This is a genomic window from uncultured Gimesia sp. (genome assembly GCF_963972345.1).
Lineage (GTDB): Bacteria > Planctomycetota > Planctomycetia > Planctomycetales > Planctomycetaceae > Gimesia.
Map to the genome: position 1 here is coordinate 11756 of NZ_CAXAVM010000003.1, position 16832 is coordinate 28587.

9 protein-coding genes are annotated in these 16832 nt (G+C 50.3%); 3 read left to right on the forward strand and 6 right to left on the reverse strand.

Annotated elements, in window-relative coordinates; all coding sequences use genetic code 11:
• Positions 1–6: 6 nt before the first annotated feature.
• From AACZ40_RS00690 to AACZ40_RS00700, 3 genes are all read right to left on the reverse strand, one after another.
• Positions 7–1263, reverse strand: coding sequence for a DEAD/DEAH box helicase (locus tag AACZ40_RS00690; RefSeq protein ID WP_291179059.1), 1257 nt, complete (start codon positions 1261–1263; stop codon positions 7–9).
• Positions 1264–1329: 66 nt separating this feature from the next.
• A complete protein-coding gene (ftsH, locus tag AACZ40_RS00695; protein WP_339672727.1) occupies positions 1330–3318 on the reverse strand; it encodes an ATP-dependent zinc metalloprotease FtsH in 1989 nt (662 codons plus the stop codon).
• A 285-nt stretch (positions 3319–3603) separates the two neighbouring features.
• Positions 3604–4446 carry a glycosyltransferase family 2 protein gene (locus tag AACZ40_RS00700; protein ID WP_291179065.1) on the reverse strand — a complete coding sequence of 281 codons (843 nt, stop codon included), beginning with the start codon at positions 4444–4446 and terminating at the stop codon, positions 3604–3606.
• A gap of 346 nt (positions 4447–4792) precedes the next feature.
• Between AACZ40_RS00700 and AACZ40_RS00705 the strand changes: the two genes are divergently transcribed.
• The 3 genes from AACZ40_RS00705 to AACZ40_RS00715 all read left to right on the forward strand — a co-directional run bounded on the left by AACZ40_RS00705 (position 4793) and on the right by AACZ40_RS00715 (position 9664).
• On the forward strand, positions 4793–5971 hold the full coding sequence (locus AACZ40_RS00705; RefSeq protein WP_291179068.1) for an aldose 1-epimerase family protein: 1179 nt from the start codon (positions 4793–4795) through the stop codon (positions 5969–5971).
• Positions 5972–6455: 484 nt separating this feature from the next.
• The gene (locus AACZ40_RS00710; protein ID WP_291179071.1) at positions 6456–8354 is read left to right on the forward strand and encodes a 30S ribosomal protein S1; all 1899 of its coding nucleotides are present in this window, start codon (positions 6456–6458) and stop codon (positions 8352–8354) included.
• A gap of 470 nt (positions 8355–8824) precedes the next feature.
• Positions 8825–9664: an RNA polymerase sigma factor RpoD/SigA gene (locus AACZ40_RS00715; protein WP_002648331.1), complete on the forward strand. Its 840-nt coding sequence runs from the start codon at positions 8825–8827 to the stop codon at positions 9662–9664.
• A 38-nt stretch (positions 9665–9702) separates the two neighbouring features.
• Here AACZ40_RS00715 and AACZ40_RS00720 read toward each other — a convergent pair whose 3' ends face one another.
• From AACZ40_RS00720 to AACZ40_RS00730, 3 genes are read right to left on the reverse strand one after another with little or no spacing between them, the layout of a single operon-like run.
• The gene (locus AACZ40_RS00720; RefSeq protein ID WP_291179079.1) at positions 9703–10767 is read right to left on the reverse strand and encodes a hypothetical protein; all 1065 of its coding nucleotides are present in this window, start codon (positions 10765–10767) and stop codon (positions 9703–9705) included.
• The gene (locus tag AACZ40_RS00725) at positions 10767–13106 is read right to left on the reverse strand and encodes a glutamine amidotransferase (RefSeq protein WP_291179082.1); all 2340 of its coding nucleotides are present in this window, start codon (positions 13104–13106) and stop codon (positions 10767–10769) included. Before AACZ40_RS00725 ends, AACZ40_RS00720 begins: the two co-directional genes overlap by 1 nt.
• Positions 13103–16831, reverse strand: coding sequence for a hypothetical protein (locus tag AACZ40_RS00730; RefSeq protein WP_291179084.1), 3729 nt, complete (start codon positions 16829–16831; stop codon positions 13103–13105). The genes AACZ40_RS00725 and AACZ40_RS00730 overlap by 4 nt, the downstream gene beginning before the upstream one ends.
• Position 16832: the final 1 nt, after the last annotated feature.

A 16832-nucleotide genomic window follows, 5' to 3' on the forward strand; every position in this document is an offset into this window, starting at 1 on the left:
TCGGATTTAAAAATCCCCAAAATCGGGATTGATGAGGTGCTCGGTGCTGCCCAGGTGGGAGACTTTTTCGATTTTCTTACGGGGTTTCTGGGGTTTGTAAGCCTCGAAATCGTCGACTCGAAACTCCTTGACCATGTTGTTGATCCGATTCTCGATATTCGTCAGCTGTTCCCCTTCGTCAGGCGCGACAAATGTAAAGGCCGCTCCTTTCTGGTCGGAAGAGAGACGCCCGACTCGACCAATGCGGTGCACATAATCGTCACTGAATTCCGGAATATCAAAGTTAATGATATGGGAAATTCCGCTGACGTCGATCCCACGCCCCATGACATCGGTGGCAATCAACAGTCTGATTTTTCCATCGCGGAATTTCTGCAGCACACGATCACGTTTGGGTTGTGGCAAATCCCCGTGAATGGCGGCCACATCTTTAAGCTTTTTCGAGAAGATCCGATCCAGTTTGTCGGCGCCCCGTTTCGTTCGTGTGAACACGATTGTCTGTTTGGGCCGTTCCTGGAACAGCAGACGAGACAGCAGCTTGATTTTGCGGTCGGGGTCGACGGTGATGTAATACTGATCGATGGCATCGACGCTGACTTTGTCTTCAGAGAGGTCGATCATCACCGGATTCTGCATATAGCGGTTTGCCAGTCGCTCTACAGGCGGTGGTAATGTGGCAGACAGCAGCAGCGTCTGTCTATTCTCGGGGCACTTCCGCAGAATCTTTTCGATGTCCGGGCGGAAGCCGATATCAAGCATACGGTCTGCTTCATCTAGAACGACAAAGCCCAGCGTGCCCAGTTTGAGGTTACCGCGGTTGATATGGTCGATGACACGGCCTGGCGTCCCGACGGCGATTTGAGCCCCTTTTTTCAACTGGTTTTCCTGGGGGCGGACCGGTTTACCTCCCACCAGCACAGCAATGCTTAACGATTTCGAGGGGCATAGCTTTCGGATTTCAGTAGCGACCTGTTCGCTTAATTCGCGGGTCGGTGCCAGAATCAGGGCCTGCATCCCGGGTCTTCTCAGGTCAAGCTGCTGCAGTACAGGGAGTGAGAAAGCAGCTGTTTTACCGGTTCCGGTGCGCGCCTGGCCGATACAATCCTGCCCGGTCACGGCGATAGGAATCAGTTCAGACTGAATCGGGCTGGGGGTTTCATACCCTGCGTTACTCAGGTCTTTTAAGATCTCTTCATTCAGTCCTAGTTGTGAAAAACTGGTTTTAAGTGGCTTTTTTTTCTTCTTTTTCTTTTCGGGATTCATATCCTGTCATTTCCTGCTGAGGCAGGAGAAAACTCGCTCTGCGATGAGGCATCCGTGATGGGATGATTACTCTGGTTGCGGGTCGCTTTCGCTGTCCTTACCAGACTGTTTTAAACTGTCGAGACTTGCCTGTTCTCGAACTGAAACCCCAATCAAACGCTTGATGTCATTACTGTCAATGGCCTCTTGTTCTACGAGTGCTTTTGCCAGCAGATCAAGTTTCTCCCTGTTTTCTGTTAATATTTTTTCGGCCCGTTCTTCAGCAGCGTTCATGAATCGCTGCATTTCCTGGTCAATGACGTGTGCCGTTTCTTCACTGCATTCGCCTTGAGATTTCATGTCTTTCCCCAGGAACGGGTTTTCATCGGAGTGGCGGAATGCCACAGGTCCGATCACATCACTCATGCCCCACTGTCCCACCATTTTTCGTGTGATCTGTGTGGCACGTTTAATATCATCTGCAGCACCGGCGGTATGTTCACCAAACACAATGCCTTCTGCAGCGCGTCCGCCTAACATGAACGCTAACTGGGAGTGAAGCTGTTTCTCTCCCATGTTGTACCGCTCTTCATCGGGAAGAAGCTGAGTCACACCCAGCGCTCTGCCACGAGGAATCACGGTCACTTTGTGGACCGGATCAATTTCCGGGAGTAACCAGGCCAGCAAGGCATGACCGGCTTCGTGATAGGCTGTCATTTCCCTTTCTTTTACACTCAGGATCTCTTCGCGAGGCGGCCCCATCAGGACACGATCCCGGGCGTTATCAAAGTCTTCATTGTCGACCTGATCTTTGTTGAAACGGGTGGCTGACAAGGCAGCTTCATTCACGAGATTCTTCAGATCGGCGCCCGAGAATCCAATGGTTCCCGCAGCAATTTTCTGTAAATCCACATCATCTGAAAGCGGGATCTTACGTGAGTGAACTTTTAATATCGCGGCTCGTCCCTCTTTGGTGGGGTCCACGGTAATATGTCTGTCGAAGCGACCAGGACGCAGTAATGCCGGGTCCAGTACATCGGGACGGTTGGTGGCAGCGATGATGATTACAGCTTCGTTCTGCTGGAAGCCATCCATTTCGCTTAACATCTGGTTGAGAGTCTGTTCCCGTTCATCATGGCCTCCCCCCAGGCCGGCGCCTCGAATCCGTCCCACGGCATCAATTTCGTCCACGAAGATGATACAGGGGGCGTTTTCTTTTGCGGTGCGAAACAGATCGCGGACGCGGCTGGCCCCCACGCCGACAAACATCTGAATGAATTCAGAGCCGTTGATGGAGTAAAAGGGAACACCTGCTTCCCCTGCCGTGGCGCGGGCCAGCAGGGTTTTTCCGGTACCCGGAGAACCCATCAGCAGGACACCTTTGGGAATCTGGGCTCCCAGACGCTGAAACTTCGCGGGAGTCTTTAAAAATTCCACGACTTCCTGCAACTCCGATTTGGCCTGTTCCATGGCGGCGACATCATCGAAGGTGGTTTGTTCTTCAGAGGGTCGAAACCGCTTTGCCGGGCTTTTGGTGAAATTTCCCAGCATGCCGGACCCCATGGGATCTGCTGATCGTTTCAACATGAACCAGAAAAAGCCAATGATCAACAGGGGACCGATCAACCAGGGCAGGATGTAGGCGCCGATGCCCACATTGGTACTTTCAGCCTTGAAAGTGACTGCCTGCTTTTCCAGTTCGGGAATCAGGTTCCGGTCTTCAACCGGATGAGAAGGCAGAACGGTATTAAATTCTTCGGCCAGCTTTTCTTCTTTTTTCTCTTTATCGGGATTCTCAGGGCGGGTTTTCCATTTTCCAGTCAGGATATCGCCATGAAATTCAACAGAATCCACATTTCCCCGTTTGAGTTCAGACACAAAGAAACTGTAATCCACCTTGGAGCCAGTATTTTCCGGCGAGGATTTCATCATCATCAGACTGCCAATCACCAGGATGAGCAGGATAATCAGCCAGGGACCGGTGGAGGGGGCATTCTGTGTTTCTTTGCCTGGTTGCTTCTGTGGGGCTTTACCTTTGGGAGGATTTGTCTGGGGGTTCTCCGGAGGAGAGGCCATATGGATGTTCCGTTCGTTTACTGAGATCTAATTCTGTTTGCTGATAACTGCGTGACTCATCTTGTGGCATTCGCGTCGGATCAGCCATCTTAGCGGAATTTTGATTGCGATATTACAGGTGACAGATGTTTCTTTCTGAATTTCAGTAACATGTTGCTGATTCTATGGGAAAATCTGTGTGACAGGCAATGCTGGCAGGCCAGTTTTTAGAAAGGATCAGGTAAGCAATTTATAAATTAAGTGCTTCATAATTGGGACCTTATTGCATCAGGTCCCGCCCTGGTGTCAATCCTTAATGCCGTAACGCACGATACACCAGAGTGCCTTCACGCCATCTCGCCAGCCTATTTTCTTGCCCTGATCGTAGGTACGACCATCGTAGCTGATTGACATTTCAAAGATACGGCACTGGCGACGGGCCACCTTGGCTGTGAGTTCCGGTTCGATGCCGAATCGATTCTGGCACAGTCCCGGTGCAATCTCTTTGATGACCTCTTTCTTGAAGAGTTTATAGCAGGTTTCCATATCTGTCAGATTCAGATTGGTAAAGCAGTTGGAAAGTGTGGTCAGAAATTTATTTCCCAGAAAGTGCCAGTAATATAGGACCCGATGCGGCTGATCTCCCAGGAAGCGACTGCCATAAACAACGTCGGCTTTACCTTCAATAATAGGCTGTAAGAGACGAGGATATTCAGAGGGATCATACTCAAGGTCAGCGTCCTGAATCAGCATGACGTCGCCTTCCGCTTCCAGGAAACCTGTTCTGACGGCGGCGCCTTTCCCCTGGTTCTGCTCGTGGAAGATCACGCGAACCCGGTTTTGCGGATCATTTTCCGCCTGCATCTGCTCTTCCAGTTTTTTCAGAATCTCCCGCGTTCCATCGGTACTGCCATCATCCACCAGTACCAGTTCTTTTCGTATGGGTACTGCTTTCACCTGATTGATCAGATTTTCGACGGTTTTCTGCTCGTTGAAAATGGGTATCACCACTGACAGCAGGAAATCACCGGGGATGGGGTAGAAACCGAGCTGGCGGCAGCCTGCTTCGCCCAGCGATGACTTGAGTGAATTATACCATTCTTGGGTGTAGGGATATCCGTGTTCATCCGCTTGAGGAACTGAGGTCATAGAGAAGTGATCCATGGGTATCTTTAAATATGAAAACAATATTGAATCAGAAAATCACAGGATGCAATTATTTAGTTGAATCGAATTGTATCCGCTGGAGCATGAGTTTGATACTCGCGCCCGAGTATGGCTCCTGCTTCCTGATGAAACAGGTTATTCTGTATTATAAGTCGTAAATAGTAACTGCAAGAGGAGTTTCTGTTTCCTTTTTGCTTTCATTACTGGCGAAGTAGAACAAACCGGTTTACATTATCCATACTGTCAGAATGATTCTCCGTGTCGTATCTCTTATTCCGATAATGATGATTTACCCAACGATTGATTTCGAAATATTTAAGGCGCGCTCATGAAATCCACAACAGTTCTGTTCACTGATGTGAGTTCTCAAACCTGGATCGAAGAAACCCTGATCAATGCCGAAACGCACCCTGATTTTTCCGGGGAACCGGGCTGGTTCATACAAAAGCAGCAACTGCATGGGGGCCTTTCCGAGGGGGTTGACCTGATCACGGTAAATAATGGAGAACTAACACTTTCGATTCTACCGACCAGGGGCATGGGGATCTGGAAAGGAGACTTTCAGGGAACGCCTCTCGGATGGCAATCACCGGTTAAAACGCCTGTGAACCCGGCATATATCAATCTTTCCGAGCGGGGAGGTCTGGGCTGGCTCAGTGGCTTCAACGAACTGATCTGCCGTTGTGGTCTGATTTCCAATGGTCCACCCGGCAAGGATCCTGCTGGGAATCCGCTGGAATCAGAATTAACCCTGCATGGTCGGATAGCCAATACTCCCGCCCATCAGGTGAGCGTAACGCTTGATCCTGCTGATGAGGGCTGGATTAGAATTTCCGGGCAAGTCTCAGAAGGGATGTTGTTTGGGAGCCAGTTGCTGCTGGAATCGACTCTCGAAACGCAACTCGGGTCAAATACATTTCGAATTCGTGACCGCGTTTCGAATCCCGGAGCGGACAGTGTGGAGTCTGAGCTCTTATATCATATTAACGTGGGCTCCCCTTTCCTCGAAGAAGGGTCACAATTTTCAATGCCCTTTGCCGAAATGGCTCCCCGGGACCCTCGTGCCGAGGAAGGTGTGAACGAATTCGAAACTTTTCTGGGCCCTACAGAAGGCTATGCAGAACAAGCCTATTATTTTGATCCCGCCGCAGATGAGAATGGTTTTACACCCGCTTTGCTGACCAATAAAGCGGGCAGAAAAGGGTTTCTGGTGAACTTCAGAAAAGCAAACCTCCCCTGCTTCACTCTCTGGAAGAATACGCAGCCTGTGGGGAGTGGGTATGTGTCCGGGTTGGAACCAGGGGTTAATTTCCCGAATTTCCGTGCTGCTGAACGAGAAAAAGGTCGGCTGAAGAGCCTTGCGCCAGGGGAAAGCTACGAGACCGAGTTTGAGGTTTCCATTTTGAATAATTCGGATTTGGTTGATGCCATGCGACAGAAAATCACGAAACTAACTGAACAGGCCCCCTCCGTGATTCACGCCACACCTCATCCGCGGTTTTCCTGAAGCTGAAACGGTGGCATTCTGTGTCAGCGAATCAGAACGGTCGGAGAGAATCAGAATCGATGAAAAAATAGAAGAAATCAGCGATTTCATCACATTCTGCCGTCTATAAGGCTGGAATTAAATCAATTGGTTCTGATATATTTGCTGGACTGATCTCCTGGGTGATTTGATCAATGCGTTGGGTATTGACCACCAAGTGAGACGATTGGTTTTGGAGAAGTTAATATTCACTGGATGGTTGCGGGAGATTCTCTGATCTCTTCGCTTTTTTTTTCGATTGTCAGTTCACGGTCATTGGCAAGTTAACGGAAATTCTGACGCCCCTTCAGGTGTTTTAGAGTCGTTAACGAAGAGACGTCAATGTAACACTGGGACGGCTGATCCAAAGGATTTCAGATCCCCGGTCCCCTGGCATCAAAATGAGACTGACTTTCCTGCAGGAATATGATTTCGAAATTTTAAGTGTAGTTGGACTTTATTTAGTATGGTTGATCGTAATTTAATTCGAGAGTTTAGTATTTCCGATGAAGACCTGGATGCCGCGTTCGCCGAGGTCATGCCGGAAGTTGATGCCGATGCAGAGGGTGAAGAAAACGACTGGGTACTGGATGACGTATATGCTTCCGTCTCCTGTGCCTATGATGTCAATCAGATTATTGACGGTGTGATTCTGAGTGTGGACGGAGAAGAGGTTCTCGTCGACATCGGATTCAAGAGCGAAGGTGTGGTACACATCGACGAGTGGTCTGAGGAAGAAGAAGCTCCCAAAGCCGGCGACAAGGTTCAGGTGCTGCTCGAAGAAGTTGAAGACGAATTCGGCCTGACCATGCTCTCCAAGCGCAAAGCAGACCGGATTCGCGAATGGGAAAAAGTCATCGCGACTCACGCCGAAGGCGATGTGGTTTCCGGGACTGTGGTTCGCAAAATCAAAGGTGGCCTGCTGATCAATATCGGCGTGAATGTCTTCCTGCCAGCCAGTCAGGTCGATATCCGTCGTCCTTCAGATATCGCCAACTACATTGGTCGTACCATTGAGTGCGTGATTCTGAAAATTGATGAAGCCCGCCGAAACATCGTTGTTTCACGTCGTAAACTCATTGAAGAAAAACGCGAAAAACTCAAACAGGACTTGCTCAGCAAAATCGAAGAAGGTCAGATCGTCAAGGGGATTGTCAAAAACATCGCCGATTTCGGTGCCTTCGTCGACTTGGGCGGCATCGACGGTCTGTTGCACATTACCGACATGAGCTGGGGACGGATTAATCACCCCACAGAGATCGTCAAAATTGATGATGAAATTGAAGTCATGATCCTGAGTGTCGATCGCGATAAAGAAAAGATCGCGCTGGGCCTGAAGCAGAAATCACCCAGCCCCTGGGAACTGGTCGAATCCAAGTACCCGGTTGGTACCAAGGTTATCGGTCACGTTGTCAACGTGATGTCCTATGGTGCCTTCGTGAAACTGGAAGACGGTATTGAAGGTCTGGTTCACATCAGTGAAATGTCCTGGACCAAGCGGATCAATCATCCCAGTGAACTGGTCAACATCGGCGACGAAGTCGAAGTTGTTGTTCTGGGTGTCAACAAAGACAAGCAGGAAATCTCCCTGGGTATGAAACAGACTCAGTCCAATCCATGGGACGAAGTCACCAAGAAATACCCGGAAGGAGCCCAGGTCAAAGGAACTGTTCGCAATCTGACCAACTACGGTGCCTTCATCGAACTGGAAGAAGGCGTCGACGGCCTGTTGCACGTCAGCGATATGTCCTGGACACGTAAGATTTCTCACGCCAGTGAAGTCATGAAGAAAGGCGACGAAATCGAGTGCCTGGTGATTTCTGTTGACGAAGAACGCAAGCGTATTGCTCTGGGCCTGAAGCAACTGGCTTCCGACCCATGGGAAACCGATATTCCTCAGAAATATCAACCAGGGGCGATTGTTCAAGGTATTGTCACCAAAATCACCAACTTCGGAGTGTTCGTCGAACTGGAAGAAGAACTGGAAGGCCTGCTGCACATTTCAGAGCTGGCAGATCATAAGGTTGAAAATCCAGAAGACATCGTCAAAGTTGGCGAAGCCCTCGATGTGAAAATTCTGCGTGTTGATACCGACGATCGCAAGATTGGTTTGAGTCGTAAACTGGAAGAACCCATCGAAGAAGAATCTGCTTCTGGCGAAGGTGGAGAAGCAGGAACTGCAGCTGCACCTCGTAAAGAACTGATGGGCGGAACCGGTGGTGATGCTCCTCTGTTTACCATGCCTTCCGAAAGCAGCGAAGCACCCGCTGAAGAATCTGTTGTTGAAGAAACTCCGGCCGAAGAAGATGCTGCGGTCGAAGAAGAAGCAGCGATTGAAGAAGAAGCAGAAGAGAAAACTGAGTAATTCTCTTTCACAGATTTCAGCATGAAAATCGAAAGCGACGGTCTATGCAGGCCGTCGCTTTTTTGCTGCGCGCTCAAGTAGCATCGCAGCCGTCAGTAAACGGCTAAGAGCGAGTGTAGCCGCTGTCAGGAAATGGATCGACGCATTTTTATGCAACGCCCGGGCCCTGAGTTTGTTCCAAACTCCTGTAACAGCGGCATTTTAGCAGCACCAACCTGCCTGATCCGCATAACCGTTACTGTTTCTGCAGTTTCTGATTTTCGCATCTCGCTTTTCCAGACAGGATTCAGGAATCGGCCAAATGTTGCCGATAAGAAACTTACGGGTTGCAGGTCTTTCTACCCTGCGATCGGTTATTGAATCATCGTGTCGAGAGGAAACGAGTTCCCGCGAACGGTTGCAAATCTAATGGAAGCCAGGGAAATGAACGGCTTACCATTTGTCAACAACAAATAGATAACAGGTTTTCCATGCAGAAAACTGCTCGACGGCGTTCCTCTTCAGCCGTACAGAATCCATTAGAAACATATCTCAAAGAAATCAACGAAACCGCCCTGCTCTCTGCAGAAGAAGAGAGAGAGTTGTCGAATCGCATTGAACATGGGGATAAAGAAGCCCGTGATCGCATGGTGCGTGCCAACCTGCGACTGGTTGTGAATATCGCCCGTGCTTATTCAGGTAAAGGCCTGCCGCTGCAGGACCTGATTGAAGAAGGCAACCTGGGTCTGCTGAGAGCGGTGGAAGGCTTCGATCCCGAGATGGGAACCCGCTTCAGTACGTATGCCAGTTACTGGATCAAGCAGTCCATCAAACGGGCGCTGGTGAATTCTGCCAAGACCATTCGTATTCCGGCCTATATGGTTGAACTGCTTACGAAGTGGCGGCGTGCAACAGCACAGTTGCAGGATACACTGGACCGGACACCGACGACTGAGGAAGTCGCGCGTGAACTGGATCTGCCACCGAAAAAACTGAAGATCGTGAAGAAAGCGATTCAGCTTTACAACTCTTCCCCTCAATCAGAACAGCATGATGCCGGCTGGTCCCTGGGAGAAATGATCCCCGATGACCGTCTGAAAGGTCCGGATGATGAATTGGTTGAGAATGACAATCTGAAACATGTCTTTCGTCTGCTCAAGGAAATTCCGGAACGCGAAGCTAATATTTTGCGGATGCGGTTTGGTCTGGATGGCGATGAACCCAAGACGCTTAAGGAAATCGGGCAGGCTTTAGGACTCACCCGGGAACGCGTCAGGCAGATTGAGAGTGAAGCTTTGAAAAAGCTGGCCAAGGAAATTACGGGAGAGTAGCCAGTGATTCCAGATAAATGAACTTGCAAAGAGACCAGTTATTGACTGGTCTTTTTTGCATTAATGGGGACGACTTGAGAATCGTAAATCGTCCTTTTGGCTTTCTGATCGAGACTGCGATACACGTTTGCCAGTTGAATCATCAGTGGTTCCAGTTGATCGTAATACTCATCCTGATTGGCGAACGAGTCTTTGCGCTGTTTCAATTCCAGAATTTTGATTTCCAGTTCATCCCTGAGCAGCTTCTGTTCGCCGGAAACAAGAGTCAAACGCTGAGTGGTAGACAGGATGAATTGATGTGCGCGATGACCGTCCGGCAGAGTTGCGGCAGTCGTGCCTGATCCGACTGTGAGATGTAAACCCTGAAATTGATCTCCCCGTGTACCCTGCTGGTCCGCGTTGTCATCCAGCAGAGCATGTTCTGTCGCCAGCTCCCCTTTTTCCAGGTAGTATTCAGCAGTCTGTCGACTGGCAGCCAGATAAGCTTCCAGAAGTGAAATCTGGCCGTCGTGATCCAGGTCAGACTGTTTGTCGCCGGCAGCTGCGGAAAGGAAATTTCCGAAGTGGGAGAAGTAAAATTCGTGTCCTGTTTTGGTCGCGGTGATCACTACACGGTTTTTGGCAGAGAGCGATTCCAGGAACGGGGCACTCGACGAAAAACAATTGATTACTGCCAGTGGATGTTGAATGGAATCACAGGTATTACGGAGCGCTTCGGCAGTAAGATCCGGGCCGCGCAGATTAAAGCGTGCGGTCTTACCATCAAAGGTTCCATGTCCAAGCAAAATAAGCCAGGTTGCTGTATAGTCTGTCTGCTGATTGAGCTCATGTAATACCAGTTCCAGATCACTATGGCGGGCATCAAGACTGTCACCGATCAATGTAGCAGCAGCCTGTTTGTCAGCTGCCAGCTGCAGCCAGCGCTCAGCCCAGTCTGCAAACTGCTGGCCGTATTCCGATGTCCCTTCCGCTCCCATCACAATGATAATTCGTTCGGTCTTCTCACCTGTTCCGCGTGAGTCTGCCAAAGTTCTCTGGCAGATCAGCAGCAGGCTGAGGCAGAAAAATCCCCTCAAAAATCGAAATGGCTTTTCAAAAGGCATCAGGGTAATCCTTTCCAGCGTCGTAATGACCATTCACCAAACAGACACCCCAGGACGAGCAGCAGTACCCAGGGGTGATGCCAGAGTGGAGAGATTGATTCTTCGGTAACCGGAATCTCGCGTTGATCGAGAGAACGAACAAATCGTGAGAGTTGAGTAGCAGGAATGACTTCTCCCTTTGATGCGGTTGCCAGTTGTTTTAACAAGGAGAGATCCGGATTCACAGATCGGAATTCCACTACTTCAGGTGCATGCACCCAGCCACCGGCTGTCGTGCTTGTTTTTGAGTCAGGTGTGGTGACACGGGCTGAAATGGAATATCCGCCTGGGAGATCGGTCAGATATACAGACTGGTATACTCCGGGTTGATCAGCCACGGGTTCCGCATTCAGCTTGAGTGTCTCTTTCTCGGGTGTTGTGATTTCCAGTTCGACCTGATAATCACTTCGTTTCTGAAATTTCTCATCGCGGACGTGAACTTGAATGCGGGTTCCAGCTGAACCGGCTGCGTTTTCTTCAATCTGCAGATTTACGGGTTCCAGTGCGTCGGTTGTCATCCACCTTAATAATTGTCGCCAGGCCTTGTTCAATTGCGGATCGGTTGAGTCTTCTTTCAATCGCCAGCGCCATAAGTCGCCAATCATGATAGCCGAGACGCGGCCCAGGCCGTAGCGCTGACTGGCGATAGCGGGCTGCTGGAGTTGTTGTGCGCCTTTGAGCTGCGCAGTCAAAATCGCACCGGGTTTGGTGGAATCCACATGATTGACCGTTTTAAACGCAGGCATTTCTGCGAGCCGCTTGTGTTCATCCTGTTCATTTTTATGATGGCGCATCCAGGGCTGCAGCCAGCCATCACGGGTCAGGTCAAACTGGTAGTCGCTCTCGATGGTCGGATCAGTTTGCTGTGAGAAATAAACTGGCAGTAATTGTTTCAGGTCGGTTTTGTCGTAGCCGCCCTGCTGAAATGATTCCTGGCCTCCCAGCATGACCAGACCGCCCCCGCGTTCAGAGACAAAACGGGTGATCAATTCTATCTGATCATGGGTAAAGAAAGCCGCTTCCAGATCATCAATGATCAGCGTTTCATATTGAAACAATTCTGCTTCTGTTTTAGGAAATCCATCTCTCAATTCCTCTGGTGACTGGGTATTGATGCGTACGAAGACGGGCTGATCATATCGCTCCAGGTCTGCTTCATTCTGCTGGTCGAATCCCCGGTAGAGTGCATTGCCTTCTTCGCCATCGCGGCTGCGAAAGTCGAACTTGGCCTCTTTTTTTGCGATCCGGATCAATCCGACCAGCTGAATATATTCATCCTCTTCAACTGCGCGACGCAGAAACTTGAATTCCCAGTTGGGGCGTCCTGAGACATACAGCACCCGATGAGCGGTTTTCCCACGATCAAGTTTGAGTGTGCGTTGATTGTTGGCCAGCGTCAGTTCCTGATTTGTATTCGAAATCAATCTGGTTTTGATCTGGTAAAAGGCAATTCCCGGCTGGTCTGGCCGAACCTGAAACCGGACTTGTAACCGTTGATCGGGAGTATCTATTTTACGCGTGACTGATTCTACGACCTTGCCTGTCGGGTCCAGGAGTTGTGTTTCCACCTGGCAATGCTGACATTCTACTGCCGCAAGCTCAGCCAGAATGCGGAGAGGCGCATCTTCAAATGGCGAATAACTGACCGAAGTGTTTGTGATCGCCAGATCGGTGGAAAGGGTTTGACTGCCGACGGGAACCGGATAGACGGGCACGCCAGGTTGCAGCTGACTGATATCCTCTGCTGAGATTCCGTCGGTCATCAGGATGATTCCTGCTAAAGGCAGCTTCTCATAACGCTGATTCAACTCATTAATGCTGGAGATGAGGTGACTCTGTTTACCGGTAAAGGTCAGATGTTGTAAGTCCGATTTGGCGTGGGCATGTGAATCTACGGAGTACTGTCGTACGGAGAAGTTCTGTTCGAGATCAATCAACCATTGAGGGCGTGAAGAAGACTCATTCTTATCTTCTCCTGTGAGCAGTTGCTGGACCTGCTGCAGGCGTGTTTGCCCCGTGGCGGAATCTTTGATCTGCAGGCTGGCGCTGTCGTCCACCAGCACGGCAAACAGATTTGTGCCAGGTTGAATACGCGTGCCACTCCATAATGGTTCCGTCAAGGCGACCGAGAGGATCGCAATTGCGGAGAGTTTCAGGCAGAAAGCGGCTGCCGACAAAGACTGTTTTAATGTCAGGGAACGATAGGCGTAGACTAATAAAAGCAGACTTCCCGCAATGACGACCAGGGAGCAGGCAATCCATCCCGGAGCACCAAATTGTAATTGTGCCAGTTGCATCATTTTCCGTTTCCTAGTTCTTCATAGTAACGACGGACCAGGTCTGAGTATTTTTCCGGAACCGGATCGCGGTCAATCGGTGCCAGCGATGTTTCCTCGCCTCGTTTACTGATTTCATTGGAGAGAATGTTTTGAAGTTCAACCAGCGGTTCCAGGATTTGTGCATTGACCAGGTCTCCCTGAGGTGCTTTGGAATGACGTTTAAAATCCGCACGCATGCTCTGGGCACGTTCACGGATTTGAGCGACTTTGCTGCGTAACTCCGGATCTCCCACCATTTCTTCGACGTCCCGCATCCGATCTGACCATTCCCGGAACTGATTTCCAGTGAGTGGTCCCGAAGCAGAACTGCCCGGCCCCCCCTGGCCTCCTGCAGAACCGGTATGCCCTGAACCTGGGGAACCCTTCAACGATTTGGGAGCCAGAGATGGGGGAGATGGTTTTGAGTTGTTTTTCTGATCAGTCTGTCCGGACCCGGATCCAGACTGGGCCGATGCCAGTTGGACGGACGATTTGCCCTGTCCTTTTCCCTGTCCAGGTGATGAACCGGGAGAACCGGGGCTTCCGGGCTGATCAGCTTTTGGGCTTGAAGAGGGGGATGGGCCCGATGGTTTCTGACCTGGTTGATTTTTTCCGGAAGCAGTTTTTCCTCCGGGTTGTTGACCGGATTGTTGTTGGTTCTCCTGTTTCTGAGCATTTTCTCCAGGCCGGGGTGGATTTGGATTTCCCGATGGACCAGGTTTTGTCAGGTTTGTGTTCGCTGCCAGGCTAGTTTCCTGTTTGAGTTCTGATGTCAGCGATTTGAGTTCCTGACGGGCTTTTTTCAGTGCATCCAGGTCATTCCCCAGAACACTCTCAGCCGCCATTTGAATGCCCTGCTTCATCGTATCGATTCCGGCTGCTGCCCGTTGCTCGGCTTCCTGAGCGCGACGGTGATCGCCTTCATTCAGAAAATCGGCCGCATTCTTTAAAGCGTCTTCTGGTCGAAACGGGCGGGTTTTGCGAATCGCATCATACAGGTGTTTGGAAAGTAGTGGTTCGGATTTCTCAGATTCCTGTACGACCTGTTTCATCTGTTCCATCAGATTTTTTAAACGGCCTTCCTGGTCCTGCAACTGGTTTGCCAGTTCCTGTTGCCCCTGGTTTCTACGGAGTGAGCGTCGTTCCTGTGATTGCGCCTGCTGTTCCTGTTTATCCCATTGTTGGCGGATCTGCTTCTGCTTTTCGTCGAGCTGCTCTGCCTGCTGCTTTAATCCCCGCATCGTTTCGGCGAACTGATTGGCGGTTTTTTTACGGAAATCATTTTTAAGCTGATCCAACTGCTGTTGGGCCCGGGTTCCGGAATTCAGAGCTCGGGAGATTTGTCCTTCTTTGAGGGACTCTGAACTTTGCTGGAGGTGATTTCGTGTCTGTTCCAGTTCACGTCGGGATTTCGTCGAAGAGGGTTGTTTCGACTGATCCATCCGCTGGGCGACTTCGTCAGCTTTCCGTAACAACTCTCGTTGTCGTTCCCTTAAACGTTTCAGTTGACGTTCTATCTCTTCGCGTTCCTGATCGGTTTTGGCAAATCGCTGTTTGTCGTCCAGCGCTTTGAGTTGTTCATTCAAGTCCTGCTGGCGTTGTGCAAGTTCTCTGAGACGATTCAGGATCTGCAGGGATTCTCGATCAGGCTGCGCTGCCTGGGGGGCAGATGCCTGATTTTCTGTTTCGTAACGCTGCTGGTTATTGGTCAGTTCGAGTTGCTGTAACTGATTCTGCGATCGACTGCTGCCTCCCCCTTTACTGCCTCCACCGTTTTTATTTTGCGAAACGCGATGCTCACGCGCGCGGAGTTTGAGCAGGAGCTGGTAACTGGCCTGTTCCGTGGCCAGTGCGTTCGTTAAGGGGTCGACAGTGTCTGCTTCCCGTGCTGAATCAAGAAACGCAACCGTTTCCTGCATTTTTGTTGTGATCGATTCCATGATCGTCTTTGATTTCTGTGCTTTCACTTTGGCAGCCAGCTCAAGAGTGGCCTTTACGAGGGCCAGTTGGGCCTGCTTAAGTGTGCTGACATTAGCTTGAAATTCAGGCGAGACAGTCGTTTTGATTTCCTGTCGAATGATCTTCCAGGTGGCATTAATAATCTGTTTCTGCTGCTCTGCCAGTTTTTCTGCCTGTTGTGCATTGCCTCCGCTCTTTCCGCTTTTTGCCCCACCGCTGGGAGACTGTCCCTGTCGAAAGATTTCTTCGAAGTGACGAACTTCCATGAAAAACATGTCACTTGAGACCCGACGGGGCCTGCCATCCGCGGAGACATCTTCGGCAAACAGGAAATAGGAAATCAGAGTGTCAGGTTGCACCTGTAACTGTTCCAGCGACAATAAATGCTCCGCTGCAAAATCCAGATCTCTCTGTTTAGAATTTCTGAGCTTTACAGTATGGGCACGCTGGCCGGGGATGGAATATACGAATCCCACCTGCAGGAGACCATAATCGTCCACGACCGTTCCCTGGACGAGCGCTTCTTCAAGTGGAGAGACACGCGTGTCTCGACCTGGAAACGTGATTTTGATCTCCGGTGGCAGGTTGGGAATTACTGCCAGGTCAACCAAGGGAGGCGTCCGGTTTTCTCGCAGCTCAGTGTCGATTACCTTCAGGTTCCAGGTCTGGTTCGATTCCGCTTTCAAAGTGAGTCGAGCAGACAGACCATCTGAAGCAACAATCATTGGCAGCGGTGATTGTCCATTTTCTTCCAGGGTAGCGGTTGATACCGGTTTATTGAATTGAGCCTCAAGTTCAATTTTTGAGCCGACAATCGCGCTGATGGTCAGGCTGTCTTCCACTTTTTGTACTGGCTGACCCGTGTAGTCAGGGGGAGTGATTTCTGAATTCAGCTGGACCAGTTCCGGCAGAGTATAAACTTCGACGCGAAACTCATCAGACTTCCAGCCTGCTGTCTGAACCTGATATGACAATGCATCCGTTACAGCAGGCAGGCGCGCGGCGAACACGGGGTCATCCAGCTGTTTGGTCAGTGGCAGATGTTTGATTTCTCCCGCTGCTGTTTTAACAACCAGTTCGGCGGCATCGGGTGTCTTGCCCTTGAAACGTGCAGTGATCAGTAACGGGTGATGTTTCTCAACTTCAGTGGATCCGGGTTTGATTTCGACATCAGGGGCAACTTCTGTTATGCCAACTGAAGTCGCCGGATTTTTTACCACGGGGGCTGCTTTTAAATACGACCAGCAACTCAGAGCACAGAGGAGCCAGGCTGCAAAGCAGAACAGATGGGTGGTACTCTGCAGGATCAGCCTGCGATTTGGGATGAGCTGCCTCCAGTCATGTTGTCTGCCATGTGTCAGCACCTGTAGAATCAGGCGGTTCTGCAGAAAAGAGGGGAGATTTTCCTGCATTGTTTTTTCCAGTTCGAGCGTGGCCAGCAGACTGGTATCCAGATCGGGATAGGCACGCTCAATCATCGTGGCGATGGCATGTCTGTCAGACGGTGAGAAACGGTTGCGGGGACGGTAAGCAAGAATTCCGATTGCAATCAGAATCGGTAACCCCAGGATACCAGCCATCAGGAAATACTGTTCCTGCCTTGAATCAAGAGGAGAGAGTACGAGCAGTGAAAGTAACGTCAGACCACAGGCAGCGATCCAGAGATAGGTCAATCGTCTCAGTTTCAGACTGGTCTGGTAGCGGACGATGATTTGATTGAGTTGTTGAACGAGATCGGACAGGCCCATA

What these genes read in the sequence shown, in the direction of transcription:
- AACZ40_RS00690 (WP_291179059.1), bottom strand. Translation starts at nt 1,263, where the DNA reads ATGAATCCCGAAAAGAAAAAGAAGAAAAAAAAGCCACTTAAAACCAGT.
- ftsH (WP_339672727.1), bottom strand. Translation starts at nt 3,318, where the DNA reads ATGGCCTCTCCTCCGGAGAACCCCCAGACAAATCCTCCCAAAGGTAAA.
- AACZ40_RS00700 (WP_291179065.1), bottom strand. Translation starts at nt 4,446, where the DNA reads ATGACCTCAGTTCCTCAAGCGGATGAACACGGATATCCCTACACCCAA.
- AACZ40_RS00705 (WP_291179068.1), top strand. Translation starts at nt 4,793, where the DNA reads ATGAAATCCACAACAGTTCTGTTCACTGATGTGAGTTCTCAAACCTGG.
- AACZ40_RS00710 (WP_291179071.1), top strand. Translation starts at nt 6,456, where the DNA reads ATGGTTGATCGTAATTTAATTCGAGAGTTTAGTATTTCCGATGAAGAC.
- AACZ40_RS00715 (WP_002648331.1), top strand. Translation starts at nt 8,825, where the DNA reads ATGCAGAAAACTGCTCGACGGCGTTCCTCTTCAGCCGTACAGAATCCA.
- AACZ40_RS00720 (WP_291179079.1), bottom strand. Translation starts at nt 10,767, where the DNA reads ATGCCTTTTGAAAAGCCATTTCGATTTTTGAGGGGATTTTTCTGCCTC.
- AACZ40_RS00725 (WP_291179082.1), bottom strand. Translation starts at nt 13,106, where the DNA reads ATGATGCAACTGGCACAATTACAATTTGGTGCTCCGGGATGGATTGCC.
- AACZ40_RS00730 (WP_291179084.1), bottom strand. Translation starts at nt 16,831, where the DNA reads ATGGGCCTGTCCGATCTCGTTCAACAACTCAATCAAATCATCGTCCGC.